Origin of the sequence: Alistipes dispar (genome assembly GCF_006542685.1) — a bacterium.
Classification (GTDB): domain Bacteria; phylum Bacteroidota; class Bacteroidia; order Bacteroidales; family Rikenellaceae; genus Alistipes; species Alistipes dispar.
Map to the genome: position 1 here is coordinate 1,876,400 of NZ_AP019736.1, position 22,165 is coordinate 1,898,564.

At 62.2% G+C, this 22,165-nt stretch carries 15 protein-coding genes; 3 read left to right on the forward strand and 12 right to left on the reverse strand.

Features of this window, described 5'->3' with window-relative positions; genetic code table 11:
• Positions 1-40: 40 nt before the first annotated feature.
• The gene (locus FME97_RS07895; protein WP_141428788.1) at positions 41-733 is read left to right on the forward strand and encodes an aquaporin; all 693 of its coding nucleotides are present in this window, start codon (positions 41-43) and stop codon (positions 731-733) included.
• A gap of 249 nt (positions 734-982) precedes the next feature.
• Entirely contained in the window at positions 983-2,191 is a 1,209-nt protein-coding gene (locus FME97_RS07900) for a site-specific integrase (protein WP_141428790.1), read from the forward strand.
• A gap of 32 nt (positions 2,192-2,223) precedes the next feature.
• On the opposite strand, the gene FME97_RS07905 is transcribed toward FME97_RS07900, so the two are convergent.
• From FME97_RS07905 to FME97_RS07960, 12 genes are all read right to left on the reverse strand, one after another.
• The gene (locus tag FME97_RS07905) at positions 2,224-3,321 is read right to left on the reverse strand and encodes an SGNH/GDSL hydrolase family protein (protein ID WP_141428792.1); all 1,098 of its coding nucleotides are present in this window, start codon (positions 3,319-3,321) and stop codon (positions 2,224-2,226) included.
• Positions 3,318-4,640 (reverse strand): alpha amylase family protein, encoded by a 1,323-nt coding sequence (locus FME97_RS07910; RefSeq protein ID WP_141428793.1) that lies wholly within the window; start codon positions 4,638-4,640, stop codon positions 3,318-3,320. Before FME97_RS07910 ends, FME97_RS07905 begins: the two co-directional genes overlap by 4 nt.
• Complete coding sequence (locus FME97_RS07915; protein WP_141428795.1) at positions 4,637-6,505, reverse strand: FAD-dependent oxidoreductase; 1,869 nt, start codon at positions 6,503-6,505, stop codon at positions 4,637-4,639. Before FME97_RS07915 ends, FME97_RS07910 begins: the two co-directional genes overlap by 4 nt.
• A gap of 19 nt (positions 6,506-6,524) precedes the next feature.
• On the reverse strand, positions 6,525-7,955 hold the full coding sequence (locus FME97_RS07920) for a calcineurin-like phosphoesterase C-terminal domain-containing protein (RefSeq protein WP_141428796.1): 1,431 nt from the start codon (positions 7,953-7,955) through the stop codon (positions 6,525-6,527).
• Between the two features lie 14 nt (positions 7,956-7,969).
• A complete protein-coding gene (locus tag FME97_RS07925; RefSeq protein ID WP_141428384.1) occupies positions 7,970-9,136 on the reverse strand; it encodes a n-acyl-d-glucosamine 2-epimerase in 1,167 nt (388 codons plus the stop codon).
• Positions 9,137-9,190: 54 nt separating this feature from the next.
• Positions 9,191-10,264 (reverse strand): DUF4434 domain-containing protein, encoded by a 1,074-nt coding sequence (locus FME97_RS07930; protein WP_141428798.1) that lies wholly within the window; start codon positions 10,262-10,264, stop codon positions 9,191-9,193.
• A gap of 10 nt (positions 10,265-10,274) precedes the next feature.
• Positions 10,275-11,657: an alpha amylase family protein gene (locus tag FME97_RS07935; protein WP_141428799.1), complete on the reverse strand. Its 1,383-nt coding sequence runs from the start codon at positions 11,655-11,657 to the stop codon at positions 10,275-10,277.
• Positions 11,658-11,718: 61 nt separating this feature from the next.
• Positions 11,719-13,380, reverse strand: a complete 1,662-nt coding sequence (locus FME97_RS07940; RefSeq protein ID WP_141428801.1) for a DUF5018 domain-containing protein — start codon at positions 13,378-13,380, stop codon at positions 11,719-11,721.
• A gap of 22 nt (positions 13,381-13,402) precedes the next feature.
• Complete coding sequence (locus FME97_RS07945; RefSeq protein WP_141428803.1) at positions 13,403-15,061, reverse strand: RagB/SusD family nutrient uptake outer membrane protein; 1,659 nt, start codon at positions 15,059-15,061, stop codon at positions 13,403-13,405.
• 19 nt (positions 15,062-15,080) lie between these two features.
• On the reverse strand, positions 15,081-18,272 hold the full coding sequence (locus FME97_RS07950; protein WP_162502068.1) for a SusC/RagA family TonB-linked outer membrane protein: 3,192 nt from the start codon (positions 18,270-18,272) through the stop codon (positions 15,081-15,083).
• A gap of 56 nt (positions 18,273-18,328) precedes the next feature.
• Positions 18,329-19,654 (reverse strand): alpha amylase family protein, encoded by a 1,326-nt coding sequence (locus FME97_RS07955; protein ID WP_141428805.1) that lies wholly within the window; start codon positions 19,652-19,654, stop codon positions 18,329-18,331.
• A 24-nt stretch (positions 19,655-19,678) separates the two neighbouring features.
• Positions 19,679-20,707 (reverse strand): phosphodiester glycosidase family protein, encoded by a 1,029-nt coding sequence (locus FME97_RS07960; RefSeq protein WP_141428806.1) that lies wholly within the window; start codon positions 20,705-20,707, stop codon positions 19,679-19,681.
• Positions 20,708-21,587: 880 nt separating this feature from the next.
• On the opposite strand from FME97_RS07960, the gene FME97_RS07965 reads away from it, so the two are divergent.
• Positions 21,588-22,154 carry a hypothetical protein gene (locus FME97_RS07965; RefSeq protein ID WP_141428808.1) on the forward strand — a complete coding sequence of 189 codons (567 nt, stop codon included), beginning with the start codon at positions 21,588-21,590 and terminating at the stop codon, positions 22,152-22,154.
• Positions 22,155-22,165: the final 11 nt, after the last annotated feature.

Here is a 22,165-nt window from a genome sequence, read left to right on the forward strand (position 1 = left end):
CGGAGGACGGTCCCGGCGTCCGGATCGGACGAAATCTGTTATGAAGAGACAATATGTAGCGGAAGCATTGGGCACGATGGTGCTCGTGCTCGCGGGCTGCGGTGCAGCCGTGTTCAACGGCGGGGCGGCGACGACGGCCGCCGTGCTGACGATCGCCTCGGCGTTCGGTCTTTCGGTCGTGGCGATGGCCTATACGATCGGCCCGGTTTCGGGCTGTCACATCAATCCGGCGATCACGCTGGGCGTCTGGCTGAGCGGACGGATGAAGAGCGTCGATGCCCTGTGGTACATGGCCGCGCAGATCGCGGGCGCAGCAGCGGGTTCCGCGATTCTCTGGGTCGCGGTGCACGGCGGACACGTGGCCCCGGGCGCGACGACGACGGGGGCGAACGCCTTTGCGGCCGGAAATCTTCTTCCGGCACTGGTCGCCGAGACGTTCTTTACGTTCGTGTTCGTGCTGGTGGCGCTCGGTGCGACCGATGCGAAGCGGGGGGCCGGCGATTTCGCCGGACTGGTCATCGGTCTGACGCTCGTGCTGGTCCACATCGTCTGCATCCCGGTTACCGGGACGTCGGTGAATCCGGCGCGTTCGATCGCCCCGGCTCTGTTCGAGGGCGGCGAGGCGCTGTCGCAGTTGTGGGTGTTCATCGCGGCGCCTTTCGCCGGCGCTGCCCTCGCGGCGGCGGCCTGGAAGGCGTTGTCGGCCGGCCGGCACGCCGGCGCGGACGCCTGATCCTCCGCGCGGAGCCTTCGGCTCATGATACCGAACGGGGACCGCGCCACCGCCGCGGCCCCGTTCCTTCATGCGAATCCGTTTCTCTCTCCGGATGCGGTTCGCCGTTTTTTCTTCCGTTTTCCCCTTTTGCGGAGCGTTTCGCCGGATCGCGCGGGACCGCCCGGAGTGTCCGAAAAATTCCGAATGTGTTTCCGAATCGTTTCTTACAGGTGTGAAATTGCCATATTTTTGTGAAAATCCAAGAGTATGGCGAGTGTGAAGTTGTTGTTGAACAGGGACCGGGCATTGCGGGACGGTTCCTATCCTTTGGTTTTTCAATTGATTCAGAATCGACGGAAACGGTTGATCTATACTTCGTTCAGACTGTTTCCGGAGGAGTTCGACGCGGTGCGGGGCAAGGTCCTGGGCGGACCGGGTTCGCGGCGCGGCGAGCGGGAAGTGCAGCGGATGAACCGGCAACTGTCGCAGCAGCGCCGGAGCATCGAATCCCACATCGCGGCCCTTGAGGCGCGCGGGTCGGGGTACAGCGTCGAGGAGATCGTTTTCCGGTATCGGGCCGACCACGGAGGGCTGGGGCTGCTGCACTATATGGACGTGCAGATCGAACGGCGGCGGCAGGCGGAGCGTTACGGCATGGAGGCGGCCCTGCGGCACACCCGGGCTTCGCTGGCGGCGTTCATCGGGCTTCGTGCGGTGCGTCTGGCGGACGTGAACGCCCGTTTTGTCCGGGAATACGAAGATTTTCTGCTGCGCCGGGGCGTGAGCCACAACACGATCTGCTATTACATGCGCAACCTGAAATCCGTCTGGCGGCAGGCCGTGGACGACGGTTGCGTGCCGGCCGGCGTACATCCGTTCGAACATGTCCGCTCGAAACCCCGGAAAACGGTCAAACGGGCCCTGGACCGGCTTTCGCTGCGACGGATTCACGATGCGGAATTTCCGGCGAATTCCCGCCTGGAGTTCGCCCGCGATCTGTTCCTGTTCAGCTTTTTCAGCCGCGGAATGCCCTTCGTGGACATCATCTACCTGAAAAAGAGCTCGGTCGGCAACGGCGTAATCAGTTACCGGCGGCGCAAGACGGGGCAGTGGCTCCATGTCTCGCTGACGCCGCAATTGAAGGCGTTGATCCGCAAGTACGCCAACGAGTCGGAGTATGTCTTCCCCGTGTTGCAGGGGACCGACGGCCGCGACCTGCACCGGCAGTACCGGCTGGCGCTGGAGCGCGTGAACCGCTACCTGAAGCGCATCGCCCTCGAATGCGGCGTCTCCGTGCCGCTGACGACCTATGTGGCGCGCCACAGTTGGGCCACGCTGGCCCGGGAGTCGGGAGCCCCGGTCGCGGTGATCAGCGAGGGCCTCGGCCACACGTCGGAGAAGACGACGCAGATCTACCTCAAGGAGTTCGACCGGCGGATCGTGGACCGCGTCAATGCCGTCGTGTCGAAACTCTGAGGCGATCCGGACGGCCCGGGGCCCGGGCGGGGCTATTCGATCGGTTTCGCCTCCGCCTCCCAGCCCGTGAGCGTCGAGACGTAGGGAATCAGGAGCATCGCCAGTTTGCGCTGCCCGGTGTAATTGGGATGCGCCGACGATCCCAGGTCGCTGCCGTCGTTGCAATATCCCGGCAGCACGGCCGTGAAGTGCAGGTTCCGTACGACGGCCGCGCGGCAGATGTCGCGGATGAAGGTGAAGGCCGGCTCCCCGACCCGCGGGGCCACGCAGAGTATCGGCGGGGTATCGCCGTAGGCGTCGCGCAGCGTGCGGAGGATGCGCGTGTAGGCAGCCGCGAACTCTTCGCGCGAGGGGTGCGGCTCGGTCGAAAAGTCGTTCGATCCCAGGTTTATCACTATGATGTCGGGTCGGTACGGCGAAGCGGTGAAATTCCAGGCCGGCAAGGGCGACTCGTCGAACGTGTTGCCGAGACGGTCGGCCATCGTATTCTCCGACACGGTGTTCCGGTCGCCGTAGTTGCGCGCCGCTCCGCGTCCCGAGTGGGCGATGAGCGTGTAGTCGGCGCCGAAGTAGCGGGCTACGATGCAGCCGAACGCCTTGTCGCAGTTTTCGGTTTCGGGTTCGAAGGGTTCGTCCTTCGAACGGCCTTCGGTCCCGTAGCCGCAGGTCAGCGAGTTGCCGATGAACTCGATGTGGCGTCCGGGCGATGGCGGTGCGGGGAGCAGCCGTCCGTTCCGTGCGAGTCGGAATGCGTGGAGCGTCGTGCGCCCCTGTTCGCCCTCGGTGCGTTTCTGCATTCGCAGCGTGTGCTCTCCCTCGCCGAGTCCTTCGGCCAGCACCACGAGGGAATCCGTGCCGAATGTCGCGACGATGCCGGCATCGTGTCCGTCGAGGGTCAGGTTGTAGTAATTCCTTTTCGTGTCCGAGACGCGCACGGCCAGCGAACCGCCTGTGAAACGGCATTCGAAATAGGTTCCGCTCCAGTCGAAACTCACGCTGCCGCCGGTCGTCTCCGTACGTCCCACATACCGGATTTCGGGGGATGCGGCGGGCAGCTCCCCGCTCTCCTCCCGGGCGGGGACGGTGCCGGCGCACAGGAGCGCCAGCACCGCCAGTGCGGAGAGTCTCATCGTCCCGCCTCCCCGGTTTCGTAGGCCTCCACGGCCCGTTGCAGCGGACCCCACCAGTCGCGGTCGATGATGTGGACGATGTCGAAGACCATCAGGCCGTCCGATTCGCGGAGGTTCATCTCCACGGCCCGCTTGAACTGCGTCGTGTCGCGCTTGTAGTCTTCGACGTACATGCCGCCGTAGAAGGGCTTGCCGTGCAGCAGCCGGCGCGAGTAGCGGCAGCCGCCCTCGACGCAGAGGTGGTCGCCCTTCGAAACCTCGCTGTCGGTCTCGTTGCGGTGCAGGCCGTTGCTGCTGCGGTATTCGTCGATCGTGACGTTCCAGTAGTAGTTGCCGTTGGTGTAGATGTCCAGCAGCTCGGCATATCCGTAATTCCTGTATTCGGGCGTGGCCCATGCGTACTCCTGCGAGGGATCGTATTCCCGGCTGGCCCAGTTCACCCCCACTTCGAAATAGGAGGGATACCATGCGCCCGTGTAGGCGCCGAACTTCAGCCCGGGTTTCACGGCTTTCAGCTCCTCGCGGGTGCGAGCGAAGAAGCCGTGGATGACCGAGGCGCGCCACTCGATCCACTTTTTGAACCAGGGGCCGTCCGTGCGTTTCCAGCCGCCGGCGCCGTCTTCCTCCCATGCGTAGATGTCCTCGGGAAACCGTTCCAGCTTTCGGCCGATGTACCGTTCGAAGGCTTCGCGCGAGAAATCCGAGAAATCGGACTGGATGTTGTCGTAACGGGCGCGGTCGAGCAGGATGCCGTCGAGGTCGTACTTCCGGGCTGCCTCCTTGAAGAGGGCGATCTCGTGTTCCTGCACCTCCGGGAGCGCCGGATTGACGAAGAGCACCTTCTTGCCGGGAATCTCCAGTTGCGGTACGAGCCCCCTGCCCGGCAGGTAGTTCACCGCCTGCCATTCGGGACGGCCGTCGTATAGGAGGCCGCGGCGGAAGACGCCGTTGCCTTCGGCGAAGGTGTTGAACGAGCCGTAGATTTCCATGCCGGAAGCATGCGCGGCGTCGGTGAAGGTGCCGATGAAGTCGAAGTCGGGGCGTCTGACGCCCTTCCATTCCTTGAGCCGGGGAGCGTATTCGCTGGGGTAAACCACTTCGCTCGAAGTGCCCTTGATGTCGAGCACCAGCGCCGTCATGCCGGCCTCCCGGCATTTCCGGACGTAGTGGCGGATCGAGTCGGGGTAGCTGAAACGCTCCCAGTTGGCTGAACAGTCCAGCCACATGAGTTTGGGTTTCACGGGGGCGGATGCGCTCCGGCATCCGGCGGCTCCCGCCGCGGCGAAAGCCAGCAGGAGTACGGTTGCGAGTTTTTTCATTGCGGGTTCTCGTTTGTTGCGTGTATATAGTTTCCGTATATGTCGATCCCGACCGAGCGGAACGGGTCAGCCAGGGCGTCGATGATCAGTGCGCATTCGATGCGCGTGAGGGGCCTTGCGGCATCGTAATCCGCGAGCAGCCCGGCAGCTTTCTCGTGCACCGCGGCGGCCGTATCTTTTCCAAGGGCCTCGGAAAGCATCGCGGCCAGCCGCGTGCCGTTCACGGCCGCCGGGTCCGCCGATTCGGCCACCGCGGGGTAAACAGCATGCAGTCCGCAGCGCAGCTCCGCCTCCGAAACGTGTTTTCCGGCGTCGAACCACGTCTGGTTCGACCATCCCACGTTCGCACCGCGTCCGCGCAGAATACCCGTCACCCCGATGCGCTGCATGGCCTTGAAGCGCGGGTCGGTCGAGGGCATGTCGAGGTACGGCAGCAGGTAGCCTCCGTCGTCGAGAATCACCTCCTGCACCCTGCGGACCGGGACCTCCGAAGGTTCGCAGCCATCCGCCGCGGCCAGTGCGGCCAGCGCTCCGGCCGCCTGTCCGATCTGCAACACCACGGGCTGCAGGCGCGTGGAGCCGTTCACCAGGTTGGTCACCGAGATGGATTTCTCGGCCACGATCAGCCCCGGCTGCGACGCGGGCAGCATCACGCCCAGCGGCACGCCGTACGAGGGCACGGGATGGAAATAGAGGTTCGGCAGCGAACTCCACTCCGGATAGCGCGTGTGGTGCTGGTCGATGGGGTAGTCGCCCACGCCGATCGCCGTGCGGTAGAGCGTGTTGGCGTAGGGGTCGGTGATGTCGTTGAGCGTGAAGCGCACCAGTCCGTGAATGCGCCGCGATTCGCGGTGGTAGGGATAGAACGGCAGACGGTCCCCGGTGGGGAACTCGTCGTCGGCAAGGCCCAGCGTGCGGAATCCCAGTTCGGTCTGGAGGAAATGGACGAAGCACAGCGTGTGGTTTTTCGCCCGCCGGACGGCTTCGGCACGCTCCGCGGCATCCATGTCGATCATGTTCACGTAGTAGTCGTTGCCCTCGATCGGCCAGTTTATCATGTATTTCCCGCCGGGGAGTTTCCCGTAGGTAATCATCTTTTCCCGGGGCCACATGCGGTCCGGCTCCTTGGGTGAGACGCAGAGCGGGTTGATGCAGCAGCAGGCGAACAGCGCGGAGTCGTAGCCTTCGGGACGCGGAATCGTGACGTCGCGCCCGTAATCCTTCAGCACGGCCACGTAGGTCAGGTCCTGCACGATGTCGTTCGGGGCTTCGAGCGCCTCCTTCTCGCCGGTCTCCGACGTGGCATCCATGCCCACATCATAGGGTACGTCCAGCTCCCGGGCCACGTCGCCCAGTTCGGTGGCGTCGATCAGCACGCGGGCCGCGATGCGCTCGCGTTTCCCGCCGCACTCGATCTCCAGATGCCACACCCCGTCGCGGCGGTCGAATCCGGCGGCCGTCGTGCGGTAGCGCACTTCGAGGTTCGGCTCGCGCGCCGCCATGCGTTTGAACAGGCTGTCGCCCACCGAGGGCTCGAACAGTATGTTGCTCACCCACCCCGTCCGGAGCGCTTCCGGGCCGCCGTAGTGCCGCTCCAGTTCGCTCCGGAATTCGTCCCAGATGCCGCCGCGCAGGGCGTAGTTGCCGTCCGTGGCGCTCACGCCCGCCGAGGTGAGCATGCCGCCCAGCCAGTCGAACTCCTCGACGAGGAGTGTCCGCGCCCCGAGGCGCGCCGACTGAAGGCCCGCGGCCGCCCCGCTCGTCCCGCCGCCCACGATCACCACGTCGTAGCGTGCGGGGGCGTTGCAGGACAGGAGAAACAGGGCGGCTGTCAATGACAGGTACTTCGTTCGTAATGTTTTCATGTGTCGTGTCTTTGCCGGTTTATTTCAGATCGAGTGCCGCCGTGCTCCTGCGGCCGAAACGGTCGGTCGCCGAGACTTCGACCCGCGAGGCCCCTTCGGGCAGCGGAACCCGGTAGTAGTGGTCCGATTCGGAGGGAGCGATCCATTTGTGCTCCAGCCGGTCGGGGTCGGAGTAGAGCCGTGCCGCTTCCGGGTCGTATGCCCGGAACCGTTCGGCAGGGCCGCACGGCCTGCCGTCGATTTCGAACTCCACCCGCCAGGCCGGGTCGCTGGCCCAGATATTGGCTGCGGCATACTCCTCGAACTGCGGGCATTCGCGCCCGTCGTACAGTTTTATCTGGTAGTCGGCCGGGTGTCCCGTCGATTTGTAGTACCATTCGATGCGGTCGCCGTCCACTTCGTAGATGCCGTATCCGGCCGGGGTGCCGTCGGTGCAGAGCGATCCCTGCCACCATGCGCCGCTCAGGGCGGGCGTCACGTGTTCGTACAGGCCGGGAGCGATCGGCTGGTTGCAGGTCGTGTGCGTATGGCCCGAGACGATATGTGCCCGGAAGGGTTTCAGCAGTTCGTAGAGCGCCCGGTGGTTCGCCATCGTCAGGGAGGCGTTGTCGTAGCTGAACTGCTTGCGGTCCGCCTCTTCGCAGGTCGAGGGGATGTGCAGGCAGACGACCACCGTGGAGCCGGGGCGCACGGAAGCGAGGTCCTTCTCCAGCCAGCGCAGTTGCCGCTCGTCGAGATAGCCGATGTAGAAATACTCGCGTCCGATGTAGAAATTGTCGTTGAGCGCTACGTAATGGATGCGGCCGACGTCGAACGAATAGTAGGTCGGACCGTACGTATCTTCGAATTTCGTGAAGGAGGTTTCGTGGGACCGGCCGTAGAGCGTCATGTCGTGATTGCCGATCACGTTGCGGAAGACGAGTCCCGTCCGGGCCATCACGTCGTTGTACTCGCCGTAGAGCGAGTGGTCCAGGTGCACGATGTCGCCGCAGCAGATTCCGTGGAACGGCAGGCCGCCGTAGCCGCGGACCGTGGCTGCGATGTCGTCGGCCGCCTCGGCCAGTTGCGGGAACTCTTTCCGGGCGTATATCTGCGGGTCGGCGATGACGATGAACCCGTGGCGCGTATCGTCGCCCGGGCGGCGCAGCAGCCGGAAGTCGCAGGTCCCGCCTCCGGACGGCAGCGGCCGGAAAAAGCGTACGACGCCCTCTTCCGTCGGGGCGTCGTACCCCGCCGGCACGCAGACGAAGACGAACCGGCTTTGCGCATCGGCTTCCAGCGTGTAATATCCCTTTTCGTCGGTCCGGGCGAATCCGTCGCCGTCGGAGATCCGGACGTTCGCCACGCCCCGGCCGTCGCAGACGACGCGTCCTTTGACCGTAACCGTGCCCGCAGCCCATGCGCAGGCGCTCCAGAGCGATAACAGGATCGCGAATAACGTTCGTTTCATCTTTTCGGTCGGTTTTATTTGCATTGTTCGAGGATCTTCCATATCTGGAACAGACCTCTCGGTACGTGGAAGCACCCCTTCCATTTTCCTCCCTTCAGAGGCAGGAGGACCTCGCCTCGCCGGTTCAGGTATCCGAACCACTCGGGGAACTCGGGGTCCTTGAAGTGCTCCCACATGTATTGGTGCAGTTTTTCGAACCAGTCCAGGCATTTCTGGTTTCCTGTGAGCTGGTATCCCTTTATCATGGCTATCGCGGATTCGATGTGCACCCACCAGAGCTTCTGGTCCCACTCGAGCTGCTGCTGGGGATGTCCGAGGCGGTCCATGAAGTAGAATATTCCGCCGTACTGTTTGTCCCATCCGTATTCGATGGTCCGGAGCGCTATTTCTACGGCGCGCTGGATCAGTTCGGGGCGTCCGAGTCTTTTTCCGAGGTCCATTATGAACCACATCGCCTCGAGCGAGTGTCCCGGATTTATCGAGCGGCCCTCGAAGGAGTCCACCAGCGAGTTGTCCGAGGCGGAAAGGTTTTCGACGATGAGACCGAGGTCCTTCTGGTAGAATACGTCCATTACCTCGTGGAGGCATACGTCGATCGTCTCCTCGATGAGTTTGGGGTCTATGAGCTGTTCGATTTCGAGGGCGAGGTTGCAGAGGATCATCGGGAGCGCGAAATCCTTCATCGGTCGCGTTCCCGGGTGAGCCTTTGTCCACTTACCCTTTGGATTCGAGCGTTTTTCGAGTATCCGGTCGAATGTCTTCTTCGCGATCTGCGCGTATTCGTCGTTTCCGGACGCCATTGCCAGTTGTGCGAAAGCCATGGTGGCGAATGTGTAGGAGAAGATGTTGTAGGGGTCTATGATGGGCTTGCCCTCGCGCGTCAGGGAGAAGTACCAGTCGTATTTTCCGTCGTGTCCGTATTTCCGAAGGAACTCGCCGCCCTGGATGGCGCAGTCGAGCCACTCCTTGCGTTTTTCGACCTTGTTGCAGAGCATCGAGAAGAGCCACACCTCGCGGCCCTGGAGCCAGATGAACTTGTCGGTGTCGTATACGCTTCCGTCGCGGTCGAGGCAGGAGAAGTATCCGCCGTAGGTTTTGTCCTGGGAATGTTCGAGCCAGAAGGGCAGTACGCTGTCCATGAGTTCCGACCGGTATTGGTCGGCCAAATGTTGAAAATCCATGGTTCTGTCGGTGTTTTTTGGGTTGTCGTATCCGTTGCTGCGGCCGTGCCGCCGTCATCGGTCCGCATAGGGGTTGTCGATTCCGAAGTAGTCGCAGTAGCGGTCGTAGAGGTGTCCCGCCTGCGGGTAGGCCGAGTGGGGACTCATGAAGTGTGAAAATTCGAACGTGATGACGTTCCGCATTCCGGCTCTCCGGGCGGCGTCGAGTTTGAGCAGCAGCTTCTCCCACTTGATCGGCAGGAAGCGGATCGGCATGTCGCGGTCGAACGATTCGAGGTTGGTCCAGCACTCCATGCCGTATTTGTCGGCCAGCGCCTTGTTCACCGTCAGGTAATCGTACAGCTCGTGGTAGTCCACCTGTCCGTCCTGGAAGGCGAGGATGTCCACCGCTCCGGCGATGTTGCCCAGAATCTCGTTCCATTCGCGGCGATGCTCCTCGACCGAGAGGGCCCGGTCGCCCGACATGACCTGATCGGTCTTGATGCCGTGGATATAGGGCGAGATCATCGTCTTCAGCCCGCCGGAAATCTCCTTGGCGTGGCGGCCGAGCTCGGCGTAGATGCGCGACATGTTCTTCGTGCGACGGCTGATCTCCTGCGACAGATACCACCCCTGGAACGATCGGTGATGGCCGTATTTGGCCCACACTTCGTCGATGAGTTTCCTGTTCAGGTCGATTTCGCGCTGGAAGAGCCCTTCCTGCCAGTATTTGCCCGAGTCGTAGATGCCGAAGTAGAAGGCCATGTCGTATTTGTCGGCCAGCGTGAGGAACATTTCGACCAGATCCGCGGGCGGGTAGTGGACCTCCTCGCTTTCGAGCAGACACTCGAACGGCGCGGCGATCCAGCGGCCCAGTCCGGCGCGGATCAGCACCACCGTGTTGATGCCCATGTGCTTCATCGCCCGAAAGTCGGCGTCCCATTCGCGCACGCCCCAATTCTGATGGGGAATGTCCCAACTGATCTCGTCGAGAAAGGTCGCCCGGATGGGGATGGCTTCGAGGATGCCTTCGGTGCGGAAATCGTCGTCGGAGAGTTCGCAGGCTCCGGAGGTCTCCGCCGGCGGATTCGCCGGGGAGCAGGCGGCCAGCACGAGCGCCGCCGCGAGCAGTATGATCGGACGTTTCATCTCCGGAGGGCTATTTGTCGCTCAGGGCGTCGATTCCGGCCTTGACGTACGACCACTGGTCGGCCTTCTTCAGGTGGATCATGTCGAAGAGGAAATAGCCGTCGCAGGCGTTGATGCAGGCGCTCACCGAGGCGGTGACGGCGCGGTTTTCCTCTTCCTGCGTCACTTCGTCGTCCGGGTCCCAATTCCCCACGTCGGGACCTCCCGCCACCAGCGGGCAGGCGCCCGTCGTGCGCTCCTTCGCCAGCCGGCAGAAGCCCTCCATGGTCCATTCGGTCGTTCCGTTGACCCGCGTCGGGGAGGCGTAGGCCCCGATCAGCATCTGGTCCATGAGGTCGGCGTAACCGTAGTCCATGTATTTCTTCGTCGCCCAGGAGAAATCGGCCGAGGCATCGTAGTCCGGACTGGCCCAATTGACTCCCACGTCGTAGTAGCTCGCATACCAGCCGCCGACATAGACACCGAATCGGAGGGACGGATTGACCTCTTTGACCGCGGCCCGCGCTTTGGCCATGAAGTCGCGGATCACCTTGGCGCGAAATTCGATCCACTGTTTCAGACGGACCGGCTCGGGCGAGGGGATGCCCGACGTGTGCCCCGCAGGCAGGATGTCGCCCGGGAAGTCGGCGACCGCCTCGCCGATGTATTTCTCGAACTCCCGGCGCGTGTAGTCCGAGAAGTCGCTCGTGAAACCGTCGAAACGGCCGCGGTCGAGGAAGATGCCCGTCAGTCCGTCGTAGGCGGCCAGGTCCCGGAGCATCGAGCAGATGTATTCCTGCACTTCGGGCAGCACGGGGTTGAAGAACTTGGCCGCCTGGTCCGTGGACATGATGTTGGTGATGCCGTTCGCCAGATTGAGATCGGTGGTCCAGGCCCGTTTGTCCGCGTCGCGGAACACGACGCCGGCGCCGCCGAGCGAGGTCAGGTTACCGCCCGTGAAGGTGTTGATGGCGGCGTGGATGCGCAGTCCCAGCTTCGCGCCTTCGTCGATGAAGGCTTGCAGGTAGTCCCAGGTCGCCGTGCGTTCGATCTTCGAGTAGCCTTCGGGCAGCCAGGCCCCGAGCCACTCCACCTGCTCGACCGCAGAGGTGCGGAAGAGCGCATCGCCTGTCGTGGGACGCACGTCCACCACGATGTCCGTGAAGCCGGCGTCCCGGGCCTTCGCCAGATCGCGGGCGATGTTCTCGCGGCTGTTGGCGAAGTCGGGAAAGTTCGCGGCGGCATCCACCCAGATGAACCGCGGTTTCCCGGCGACGGGTTCCGGGTCGGGTTCCGGTTCCGGATCGGGCCACTCCCATTCCGGGGTTTCGGGGTCCGAGCCGCACGAGACGGCTCCCAGCGTCAGTGTCAGCGCTGCCAGGGCCGTTGCGGCCCGTTTGACATGTCGTTTCATGGTCTGATTCTTTGTGATTTTGGACCGGTATCCCCGGTCAGGGGGATACCGGCAGGTCGCGTCATTTGTCGATGCAGTCGAATTCCCAGGCCACCAGCGCATTGGTGTTGGCGTCCGTGTAGTAGAGGTTCAGCTTGTAGCCGTCGGCCGAGGCCGTCATCAGGACGTCGCCCGTGGCATTGACCACCGCTCCGGCGGGTTTGTACTCGTTCGAGGTGAATACCCGTGCGGGCGACGTGTCGCAGGCTCCCGTCAGTTGCTCGGGCGTCGTCACGTCGAACATGTAGGTCTTGAACTCTCCGTAGGTGAAGTGCGCGCCCGTGTAGATGGCCGCATAGCGGGCGTTGTTGAAGGCGCAGACGTCCACGCAGTTGTAGTTCGAGTTGGCTCCCCACTGCGAGGTGGCGATCGTGTTGGTCACCGCACCCGTGGCGTCGATCCGGTAGAGGCTGTTGGCGCTGTAATAGGTCAGGAAATACGGATCGTCGGGGTTGGCCGAGTAGGCTTCGACATCGGCGTGGCCGTTGCCGTTCCAGCCGGCGGTGGCGCCCGTCACGGAGATCATCTGCGGTTTGGCCGCGACGCCTCCGGAGATCGTCCAGCGGAGGAACTTGCAGACGGCGCCGTTCCAGGTGTAGATCACGGCCGTGACGATGGCGTCGCCCTTCACGTCGCCCTGCACCGAGATGTGCTTGCCCATCGAGGCGCCCGTGGCGTTGGTGTAGGAGAGCAGCTCCGTCGGCGTGTCGTCGGTCGATGCCGCCGTGTAGATTCTGAACGTGGCGTTCGGATCGGCCAGATTCGCGTAGAGGATGTTGCCCGCGTCGTCGGAGGTCATGCCGCCGGGGGCCGCTGTGCCCTTCATGTCGAGCGTTCCCAGATAATCGCCCGTCGCACGGTTGAACAGGTACTTGTCCGCGCCTGTCGAAAGCACGAGCTTGGAGCCCGATGCCGCGAGCGAGTAGTTCTTGTCGCTGCCGTTTACGATTCCGAGCTTGTCGAGGGAGACGTTCTGCCAGATTTCGGTTTCGCTGCCGGCACGCCAGCCGTACTTGATCTTGGGGGGAATCTCCTTGCTGACCGTGTAGATCCGCTTGGTCACGCCGTCGTGGGCCGTGACGGTGAATTTCATGCCCTCGCCTTCGTAGTCGTGCACTTCGGCCGGGTCGGGCGAAATGGTGGCGTGCGGGGAGAGGGTCGCCTGAGCCGTCACCGCCGAAAGGTCGTCCGCCGAAATCAGCGAGATCGTGTTGCGGTCGTTGTCGATCACGCCCTGGATCGACGGTTCGTCGGTGGCGAAGGAGATGATTTCGCATTTGTCCGACTTCTTGATGTTGCCCGTCACGCAGAAGTCGCGTTTCGAGCCGTCGGCGCGCGTCAGCGTGAACCAGTTCTCCTGCGTCAGGTCCAGCGTGCCGAGCCGCGGCGTGATGAAGCAGTTGTCGTCCAGATTCGCCGTGACCCGCATTTCGGTGATCGAGGTGGTGTTCGTCGAGTTCTCGGGGTAGTAGTACGGGATGTCGATCACGATCCGCTCCTCCCCTTCGGTCGGCGTGGCGGTGAATTTGGCCAGCGGGTCGTTCTTATACTCCCCGGTGGAGAATTGTGCCGAGATGCTGTTGAGCCCCAGTCCTGTGTCCGAGGGGGTCAGCTCGTCCGGCTCATGGCAGCCGCCCAGGCAGAGCAGGGCCGCCGATGCGAATGATATGATGCTGTTTTTCATGGGTTGAATCTCTTTTTGGGGGTTATAACCACTCGGGGAACTGCTTGACGGCCGCGTTGTTGCTCAGCTCGGTTTCGGGCAGCGGAATGCGGTAGAGCTTCTCCTCGAACAGCCGGTCCTGACGGTCGCAATCGACGTAGGTATAGACGAACGAGGCGCCCTGTTTCTCGATTTTCAGTCCGTGCACGCGCATGCCGGTATAGGCCGTATGAGCCAGCCGCCAGCGGCGCATGTCCCAGTAGAGGTGGCCTTCGCAGTAGAGTTCGATCTTGCGCTCCTGACGGATAGCCTCCATCAGCGCCTCGCCGGACTTGTCGGTGTAGGGCAGACCCACGCGCTCGCGGATCCGGCGCAGGTCGGCGTTCGCGCCGTCCGCGTTGAGCCTGTAACACGCTTCGGCATGGTTGAGGATCACTTCGGCGAGCCGGATGGCGATCCAGGGCTGCGTGCAGGCCTTCGAATAGTCGGTGTACTCCTCGTCGAGCATCTTGCGCAGGTAGTAGCCGGTCGTGGTGCGCCCGTTGAGCGCGGAGCCGTCGTCGAAGACGGCGTAACCGTCCGTGCCGTTCACGAAAGGCTCGAGCGTGCGGCCTTTCCATTCGCAGCCGTTATAGAGTATCGAGGCGTGGAAACGGGGCTCCAGTTGTTCGTAGGGCGGCGTTTCGGTCGTGCCGGCTGTCGTATCGTGCCACGGCGTCCAGTCGGGGTGGCCGCCCGTCGAGGCCAGCTCGTACGATTCGACCATCTCCTGCGTCGGGGTGGCCCGGCCGCCCATCGTCGTGTTGTCGCCGCCGGGCATGAAGAGCTGGTCCCAACTGTGGTTCGGTCCGCCGACGAGGTAGTTGTATTCGAGGATCGACTCGGTGTTGCCGTCGCTCATCGACGTAAAGGCTTTGGCGTATTCCTCCGCCGTCTTGCCCGGCATCAGTTCGTAGCCGAGTTTGAACACCTCCTCGGCGGCGTCTTTGGCCGACTGCCATCGCTCGGCGTAGAGCATCGCCCGCGACAGCATGGCATATCCCGCTCCCGAGGTGACGCGGCCCGCCTCGCCGTCCCATTTGGGCGGGAGGTTCTTGGCGGCGAAGGAGAGGTCCTCCTCGACCATGTCCCAGCCCTGTTCCGCCGTCGAGAGCGCCTTGTTCTCGGTGATGGCCAGCAGGTCTTCGTCGTAGAGAATCACCTCCGGCGTGCGCTTGAGCAACTGAAAGTAGAGGAAGCCGCGGAAGAAGCGCGCTTCGGCCTCGAACCGCGTGCGGGTCGGTCCGTCGAAGTTGGTCCCGTACTTTTTCAGTCCGTAGAGGAACTCATTGACGCGGCGGATGCGCGTGTAGGTGTCGTCCCACGCCCCGAAGTGGAAGGCTGCGGTAGGAGCCGCCAGGCCGCCCTCGGCGAAGGCGATGATGTTGGCGAATCCGACGTTCGTACCGGGGGTCGCGGAGCCGAACTTGAGCGTTTCGGTCAGCCCCTCGGTCAGCCCCACCTGACTGTCGCCGGTCTCGAAGCTGCCGTAGCGGGAGATGTAGGGATAGAATCCGTTTACGTACTGGGTCACGTAGGTCGGGTCGCTCCAGACGATTTTTTCCGACACTTTGTCCGTCGGGTTCATGTCGAGCCAGTCGTTGCAGCCCGCCAGGGCGACCGTCGCGGACAGCAGAGCGATATGTGCGATTTTCTTTTTCATGGGTCTTGGATTTTGTCTGTTAGAACGAGATTTCGAGGCCGCCCACGACCGTGCGCTGCTGCGGATAGTATCCGTTGGTCACACCCGGCCATTCGGGGTCGATGCCCTCGGGCAGTCCCGACCAGGTGCAGAGGTTGTTGCCTTCGACGTAAACCTTCACTTTCTGGATGCGCAGCTTGCCGGTCCACGCTTTCGGCAGCGTGTAGCCCAGGTGCACGGACTTCAGACGCAGGTACTTGCCGTCGCGGTACCAGAACGACGAGGCGTAGGCGTTGTTCGTGTTGGGCGGGTTGAGCGACAGACGCGGATATTTCGCGTCGGGATTCTCGGGCGTCCAGGCCTGTTCGACGAGGTAGCGCGGCGAGTTGGCTCCGGCCTTGAAGGGACGGGTGAAGATCGTGTTGTCCTCGTTGTGGTTGTAGTAGGTTCCCGTCAGCGAGACGTCGCAGACGGCGGCGCCGATGAACAGGATGTCGAACTCGAGGCCCTTCCACGAGGCGTTGAGGTTGATGCTGCCGTTGAACTGCGGGCGCTGGCCGCGGCCGATGTAGGCGCGGTCCTGGTCGTAGGTGATCGCGCCGTCGCCGTTGAGGTCCTTGTACTTGATGTCGCCGACCCGCGGCCGCGAGCCGGAAATCCACGGCGAGCGGTCGATCTCCTCCTCGCTCTGGAAAAGCCCGTCGGCGATGAAGCCCATCGTCATGTAGCGGCTCTTGCCGATGCGCTTGGCGTAATCCGGGGTGTTGGGGCTGTCCTGATAGCGGAGCCAGCGATCCTTGGCCCATGTCAGATTGACGGTGACGCCGTACTGGAAATCCTTGCCGATGTGGTTGCGGTGGGTCAGCCGGACGTCGATGCCCCGCACGTCCTGCGCGTTGTTGTTCACGTAGGTCGGGTAGTAGCCGCCCATCGACGCGGGTTTGCCGGAGTTGGAGCCCAGAATGTCGAAGATGTAGTTGTAGAAGGCGTCGAACTCGACTCCGAGTCTGCCGTTCCACATGGCCAGGTCGAACCCGACGTTGTAGGAGTGGTTGCGTTCCCAGGTGAGCAGCTCGTTGGCCACCAGCGAGGTCATGATGCCGTTCTGGCCTGCGCCGCCCAGCACGACGCTCGGGGCGCTGCTGACATTGGTAAAGGTGCTCAGGAAGGCGTATGCCGCCGAGCCGTTGTCGTCGCCCAGCGAGCCGAACGAGGCGCGGAGCTTGAAGTTATCGACCGCCTTGCGCAGCGGGGCGAAGAAACCTTCCTCGGACATGCGCCAGCCGAGCGACACGGAGGGGAAGAAACCCCAGCGGCGGCCCGAGACGTTGCCGATGAACTTGTACGATCCGTCGTAACGGCCCGAGAACTCGACGAGGTATTTGTCCGCGTAGTTGTATTGTCCTCGGAACACGAAGCCCACCTTGCGCGAGGCGTCGCTCGAACCGCCGATCGGGTCGTCGGCCGGCGTCGTCGCGAAGCCCAGCTCGGGCAGTTGCGGGAAGGGGATGTCCTTGCCCGAGGCCGAGAAGTTGTTGGTTTTGTAGTCGCGCGTCTCGACGAGCGCCAGGAGATCCACCTTGTGCTTTTCGGCGAAGGTGTTCGTGTAGCTGATGCTCGCCTGCGAGGTGATGCGGCGCCACTGGGTGAAGCCCTCGGTCAGGTTGTTGGTCTTCTTGCCGGTGGCCACGTTGGCGTTGTTGCGCGGGTCGGAGGCTTTCGAATAGGTGATTTCCGAACTGGTCGAATTGGGCGTGCTGGCCAGCATCACGAAATAGGGCGTACTCAGGATCTTGGAGGTGGTCGTGCTGCGGTCGTAGGCTCCCATGACCTTCAGCCGGAGTCCCTTGACCCACGGAAGATCCCACTGGAGGGTGGCATTGGTCTGCACGGAGACGGTCTGCGACTTCGAATACCCCGACAACTCGGTGGCTGCGATCGGGTTGATCGTGTTGCCGTAGTCGTTTTGGCTGGCCGTGGGAACTCCCTCGTACTCCTTCGGCAGGTAGGGATGGGCGTAGGCGGCCTGCTCGGCTACCGAGAGCCACGGGGCGCTCGATACGCTCGTGCCGGAGGTTCCGCCGGCGGCGAATCCGGGCGATTTCTGGTCGCCGACATGGCCGGCGACGCCGAGTGTGAAGGTGAGGCTGCGGGCGATCTTGGCTTCGATGTTCGTGCGCAGGTTGTAACGGTCGTAGTCGAAGTTCTTGATATTGCCCGTCTGGTTCATGTAGCCCAGCGAGGCGAAGTAGTTGATGCGGTCGCTGCCGCCCGTCGAGGTGACGCTGTGCTGCTGGGTCGTGCCGGTCCCGAAAATTTCGTCGATCCAGTTGGTGTTGCCCCAGCCGTTCGTTCCTTCGCGCATCATCTGCACGTGCCGGGCCGTGAAGATCGGCTTCTGGCCGTCCAGCTCGAGCGCCTTGTTGTACCAGTAGGCGTAGCCGGGGCCGTCGAGAAATTCGGGATAGGAGGTGTTGAACGAGGCTCCGTAGGACCCCTTGTAGGTAAGATTCATCGTCCCCTGCCGGCCCTTTTTCGTCGTGACGATCATCACGCCGCCCGCGGCTTCGAGACCATAGACCGCCACGGCGGCGCCGTCCTTGAGCAGCGATACCGACTCCACGTCGTTGGGGTCGATGTCGTTGATCGAACGCTGCACGCCGTCCACGATGTAGAGAATGCCCGACTTGGCGCCGCGGATGGTCATGCTGGCCTGGTCCGCTCCGGGCTGTCCGGAGTTCTGCACGGAGATCAGACCCGGCAGGCGGCCGGCAAGTCCCTGCGAGATGTTGGCCATCGGCATCTTCTGGAGCTCCTTGCCGTCGATCTGCGACACGGCGGCCGTCACGTCGGCGCGCCGCTGCGATCCGTAGCCGATGACGACGACCTCGTCCAGCCGGGCGGAGTCCTCTTTCAGAACGACGTCAAGCGCGGAGATTCCCCCCCCCACCGGAATCTGCTGCGAGACCATTCCGATGTAGGAGAATTCCAGCGTGCCGTCTTTCGGAACGGCGATCGAATACCGGCCCTTCGTGTCGGTCGTCGTCCCCTGGGTCGAGTTGGCGACCACCACGGTCACACCGACGAGCGGGTTGCCCTGTTCGTCCGTAACCGTACCTCCGACGGTGGACTGGGCGAAAGCCGGCCCGGCTCCCGCCAACAGCAGGAACAGCGTCCATAGACACGTCCTCGCCGCCAGAGAATTCCTGAATCTGGAGAAAAACTCTTTCATAGAATTACATGGGTTTAAGGTTGGATTGTTTGGGTTTGTTATGGAAAGATTGCGTTTCAGTCGTTACGTGACGGGTCTCCGGCCGCGATGCCGGCCTCCAGTTCGGACCACCAGCCCCGGTCGATGATGTGCACGATGTCGAAAAGCATCAGTCCGTCGGTGTCGCGGAGTGCCTGCGCCACGGCGCGGGTGAATCGTTCGGCATCGTCGCCGTACTGATCGACGTAGATCGACCCGGTCACGGGCACTGCTCCGGCGGTGATCTTCTTCGCCCATTCGGCGCCGCCCTCGATGCAGTACCAGTAGCTCTGTTCGTCGGTCATGCCGGCTTCGGTGCGCTGGCCGACCGCTTCGTTGGCCTCGTCAACCTCGGCTTTGGTCACGAGCGTGTAGTAGAGCCCCGTCATGTAGATGTCCAGCAGTTCGGCGTACCCCGTCCGTTTGTATTCGGGTGTGGCCCAGTCGAAATACTGCGCCGGATCGAAGCGCTCGCTGGCCCAGTTCACGCCCACGTAGTAGTAGGTCGGATACCAGGCGCCCGTGTAGTCGCCGATGAGCAGCCGGGGATTGATCGCCTTGAGCTGTCTGCGGGCCTCGACGACGAATTGCTTGATGACCGAGGCGCGCCATTCGATCCATTTGCGGAAGAGCGGCCCCTGCGACCAGCTCCACGTGCCTTCGGCGTCCTGCGACCAGCGCAGAATGTCCCCGGGGAAGTCGGCGACCGGCTCTCCGGTATAGGCTTCGAACGCCTCCTTCGAGAGTTGGCTGAAATCGGAGGTGATGTTGTCGAAGCGCACCCGGTCGAAGATGATGCCGTCCGCGTCGGGGTATTTTTCGGCGAACTCCCTCAGGATGGCCAGCTCGTATTCCCGCACTTCGGGGTTCGCCGGGTTGAGCATGCCGTTGTAGTTGCTCTTGATCCGGCTGATCGGCACGATGCGGCCCTCGGTGTAAACCTGCGACTGCCAGTCGGCGTGTTCGCCGTAGATGATGCCTCGGTCGAAGTAGTTGTGGCCTCCGGCGAAGACGTTGAGCGAGCCGTGGACCCGCATGCCCCGTTTGTGGCCTTCCTCGATGAAGTGGCCCAGCATGTCGTAGTCCTCGGGGCGCGTCACGCCCTCCCATTCGCCCATATAGGGGGCTATGTCGCTCTTGTAGAGCGTTTCGCCCATGATCGACTTCACGTCCACCACCAGGTCGGTGAAGCCCATGTCGTGGAGCCGGGAGACGTAGTGGCGGATCGAGTCGGGGTGGCTCAGCCGTGCGTAGTTGGCCTCGCAGTCGAACCACATGTAGAGCGGTTTCGGCTCCTGTTGCCGTTTCGCGCATGCGACGGCGGCGAGCGCCGCCGCGAGGCAGAGAAGGAAAAGTCGTTTCATGATGTTGTAGTTTATTCGGATGGATCAGTTCGTTTCGGAGATGACGATCGCCGTGGAGACGGCGCGCTGGACGATCGTCTCGGCATCGCCCGTGTCGCTCGGCCGGTTGAGCACCGTGCCGTCGCATCCCACCATCGTCGAAGAGCCGCCGCCGTCGAGGTTGATCGCTTCGACTGCGCCCAGCGCGATGAGTTTGTCGGCCAGCTCCGCGAGCGTGAAGCCTTCGCTGCCGCGCATTCCGCGTCCGTCGCAGACCAGCAGCAGCAGTTTCCCGTCGGCCGTCGCGCCGACCGCCGTGCGGGGCTGGCGCGATGTTCCGGCGATCCCTCCGCCGTCGAAGACCTCCCGCCAGTAGCACTCCTCGGCGACGTTGCGCCCCTCCTTGACGAGCATCGGGCCGCCTCCGACGGCTTCCTGCGGGGTCCAGAGCGCGGCACCCGGGGTTTTCGAAGTCGGCGGGGCGGGCATGTACGTTCCGGTGCGCTCGTCGTTGTCCAGCGGCGAAGGGAAGGCGTAGGGCCGGTTGCCGTCGTCGGATACGCAGTAGATCCAATGGGTTTCGAACTCCCCGGAAGCCATCTGCCCGAACGAGGCGCGCACGGGATAGACGGTCTTGCCGTCCCGGGTGACCGTCTGGTTTTCGATGGATTCGACGACACCTCCCGAGACGAGCAGGCTCAGCGAATTGCCCGCCCACCAGTATCCGGCGTTGGTCGTCACGCAGGGTTTGCCCCTGTTTTCCGAGTCGAAATCCGCATGGATGCGTGTGGGGGTCTTCTGTACGGGGAGATGCACGGCGTTGAAACGGAGTTTGGGGTTGGCTTTCGGATCGGCGGTCGCCACGAATCCCAGGCATCGCTTGCCGTCTGCCAGGTCGTCGGCGAATTCCGTTACGGTCAGTCCGTGGGGGTAGGTGTCCGGTTCGGGTTCCGGTTCGGGTTCCGGCCCGTCGGGAAATTCGTATTCGGGCGTGTCCGAGTCGTTGCCGCACATGCTGCAGGTCGCCGAGACGCAGGCGGCGAGCAGTGCGAAAAAGACGAATTTGCGTTTCATGGTTCGGTTAGCAGTTGAGGTTAGGTTCGGGTCCGTTTGTTGAATAAATCGGTTCTTTGAGTACAAATATAGTAATTGATGTTATTAAAACAAACTTTTATCGTAATATTTTTTACGATCATGCGGGGGGGGGTGAAATGTATTTTATAAACTTGGTTTACCTTATATATAATAATTTATAAATGATTCGTGCGGGATATGCCGTTCCGGAACGGAAATACGTTCCGGGACGGAAACGAAAACAATTTACTATGCTCCCGTTTCGGACTGAAATTTTGGGGCAATCGTTCCGCCGGACGTCGGGCGGGCGGAAACTTCCTGCATCCCGGGAGTCGCTTTTATGTTATCGGGATACGGCGGGTCCGCGAATTGCCGGGGTATTCCGGTCCTGTTTGAAGGAGAGAAAGTTTGGACGATTTCCTCGGACCTGCGGCTGATTCGCTTTTCCGGCGATGCCTGCGGGAAATATAATTTGGTATTTTGATCCGGATTGTATATCTTTAACCTGTAAATAAATAGTGACGGGAGCCGGGTTCGGTTCGTCGGTAAAAAGACCCTCCGAATGCGGCGAAAAGATTCCAGAGACAATCCATACCGATCAGATAACCTGTGCATTCGAGGATGGAATAACGATCGGAGACGAAGCAATCGAATGGTCGCATCGACACGGCGGTCGGTGCTCGTGAAACGGGGCGTACTTCGGGGACGGATCATACCCGGCTTCTTCGTGGACGGAGTGACGGAAAACGCCGTCAGGGAAGGAGCCCCTGAGCTGGCTCGCATCTCATATGATGTTAATCGAGTCCGGGGAGATGAAAACGGAACCGCAATTCAGTGAAGTCCCGGGCAGCGGACTTTGAAAAATATACAAATTAACTTTATGAAGCTACTGTTTATCACCGTTTTCGCTGTTTTAGGGGTAAGCGTCTGTCCAGGACAGACGCTGGCCGATATTCTGAACAGCCAGTATGATGACAATCCGATCCCCACGGTGCCCGTTGAGTACACCTTGCCCCGGTTGGCAGCGAAAGCGCCGTTCGTACAACTTTTCAATTCGCTTCTGCTGGCGACCGGGCACCGCGTGTTCCATTCTGATGAATATGAGGCGGACGAATACATTCTGATGAGGATAAAGGCCGAGGACCTGGAGATCGAGATGTCCGGCTCCTTGTGTCGTTATCCGCACGAAACGAAATCGCCTATCGGGTGGATGCCTTTTCACGGAAAGACGATCATCTTCAGTGGCGACAATCCCGGGCTCTTCACTCCTACGGAGGAAACGAGATGCTTCCGGTACAAGGATTATCCGGAAAACTCCCTGTATGGTCTTGAGGATGACGACCGGCCTGAATGGTATTTCCTGTATTCCAAGGGCCGGTATTTCGGAGGAACGTGGGAGTTGATAATTTATCCGGATGGAGATGTCATCCCATTCCCATCCGAATGAGGCTCGGTTCT

Coding starts and splice junctions, on each gene's coding strand:
- FME97_RS07945 (WP_141428803.1), bottom strand. CDS start 15,061: ATGAAAAAGAAAATCGCACATATCGCTCTGCTGTCCGCGACGGTCGCC.
- FME97_RS07930 (WP_141428798.1), bottom strand. CDS start 10,264: ATGAAACGTCCGATCATACTGCTCGCGGCGGCGCTCGTGCTGGCCGCC.
- FME97_RS07915 (WP_141428795.1), bottom strand. CDS start 6,505: ATGAAAACATTACGAACGAAGTACCTGTCATTGACAGCCGCCCTGTTT.
- FME97_RS07900 (WP_141428790.1), top strand. CDS start 983: ATGGCGAGTGTGAAGTTGTTGTTGAACAGGGACCGGGCATTGCGGGAC.
- FME97_RS07895 (WP_141428788.1), top strand. CDS start 41: ATGAAGAGACAATATGTAGCGGAAGCATTGGGCACGATGGTGCTCGTG.
- FME97_RS07940 (WP_141428801.1), bottom strand. CDS start 13,380: ATGAAAAACAGCATCATATCATTCGCATCGGCGGCCCTGCTCTGCCTG.
- FME97_RS07905 (WP_141428792.1), bottom strand. CDS start 3,321: ATGAGACTCTCCGCACTGGCGGTGCTGGCGCTCCTGTGCGCCGGCACC.
- FME97_RS07950 (WP_162502068.1), bottom strand. CDS start 18,272: ATGAAAGAGTTTTTCTCCAGATTCAGGAATTCTCTGGCGGCGAGGACG.
- FME97_RS07955 (WP_141428805.1), bottom strand. CDS start 19,654: ATGAAACGACTTTTCCTTCTCTGCCTCGCGGCGGCGCTCGCCGCCGTC.
- FME97_RS07935 (WP_141428799.1), bottom strand. CDS start 11,657: ATGAAACGACATGTCAAACGGGCCGCAACGGCCCTGGCAGCGCTGACA.
- FME97_RS07960 (WP_141428806.1), bottom strand. CDS start 20,707: ATGAAACGCAAATTCGTCTTTTTCGCACTGCTCGCCGCCTGCGTCTCG.
- FME97_RS07965 (WP_141428808.1), top strand. CDS start 21,588: ATGAAGCTACTGTTTATCACCGTTTTCGCTGTTTTAGGGGTAAGCGTC.
- FME97_RS07925 (WP_141428384.1), bottom strand. CDS start 9,136: ATGGATTTTCAACATTTGGCCGACCAATACCGGTCGGAACTCATGGAC.
- FME97_RS07910 (WP_141428793.1), bottom strand. CDS start 4,640: ATGAAAAAACTCGCAACCGTACTCCTGCTGGCTTTCGCCGCGGCGGGA.
- FME97_RS07920 (WP_141428796.1), bottom strand. CDS start 7,955: ATGAAACGAACGTTATTCGCGATCCTGTTATCGCTCTGGAGCGCCTGC.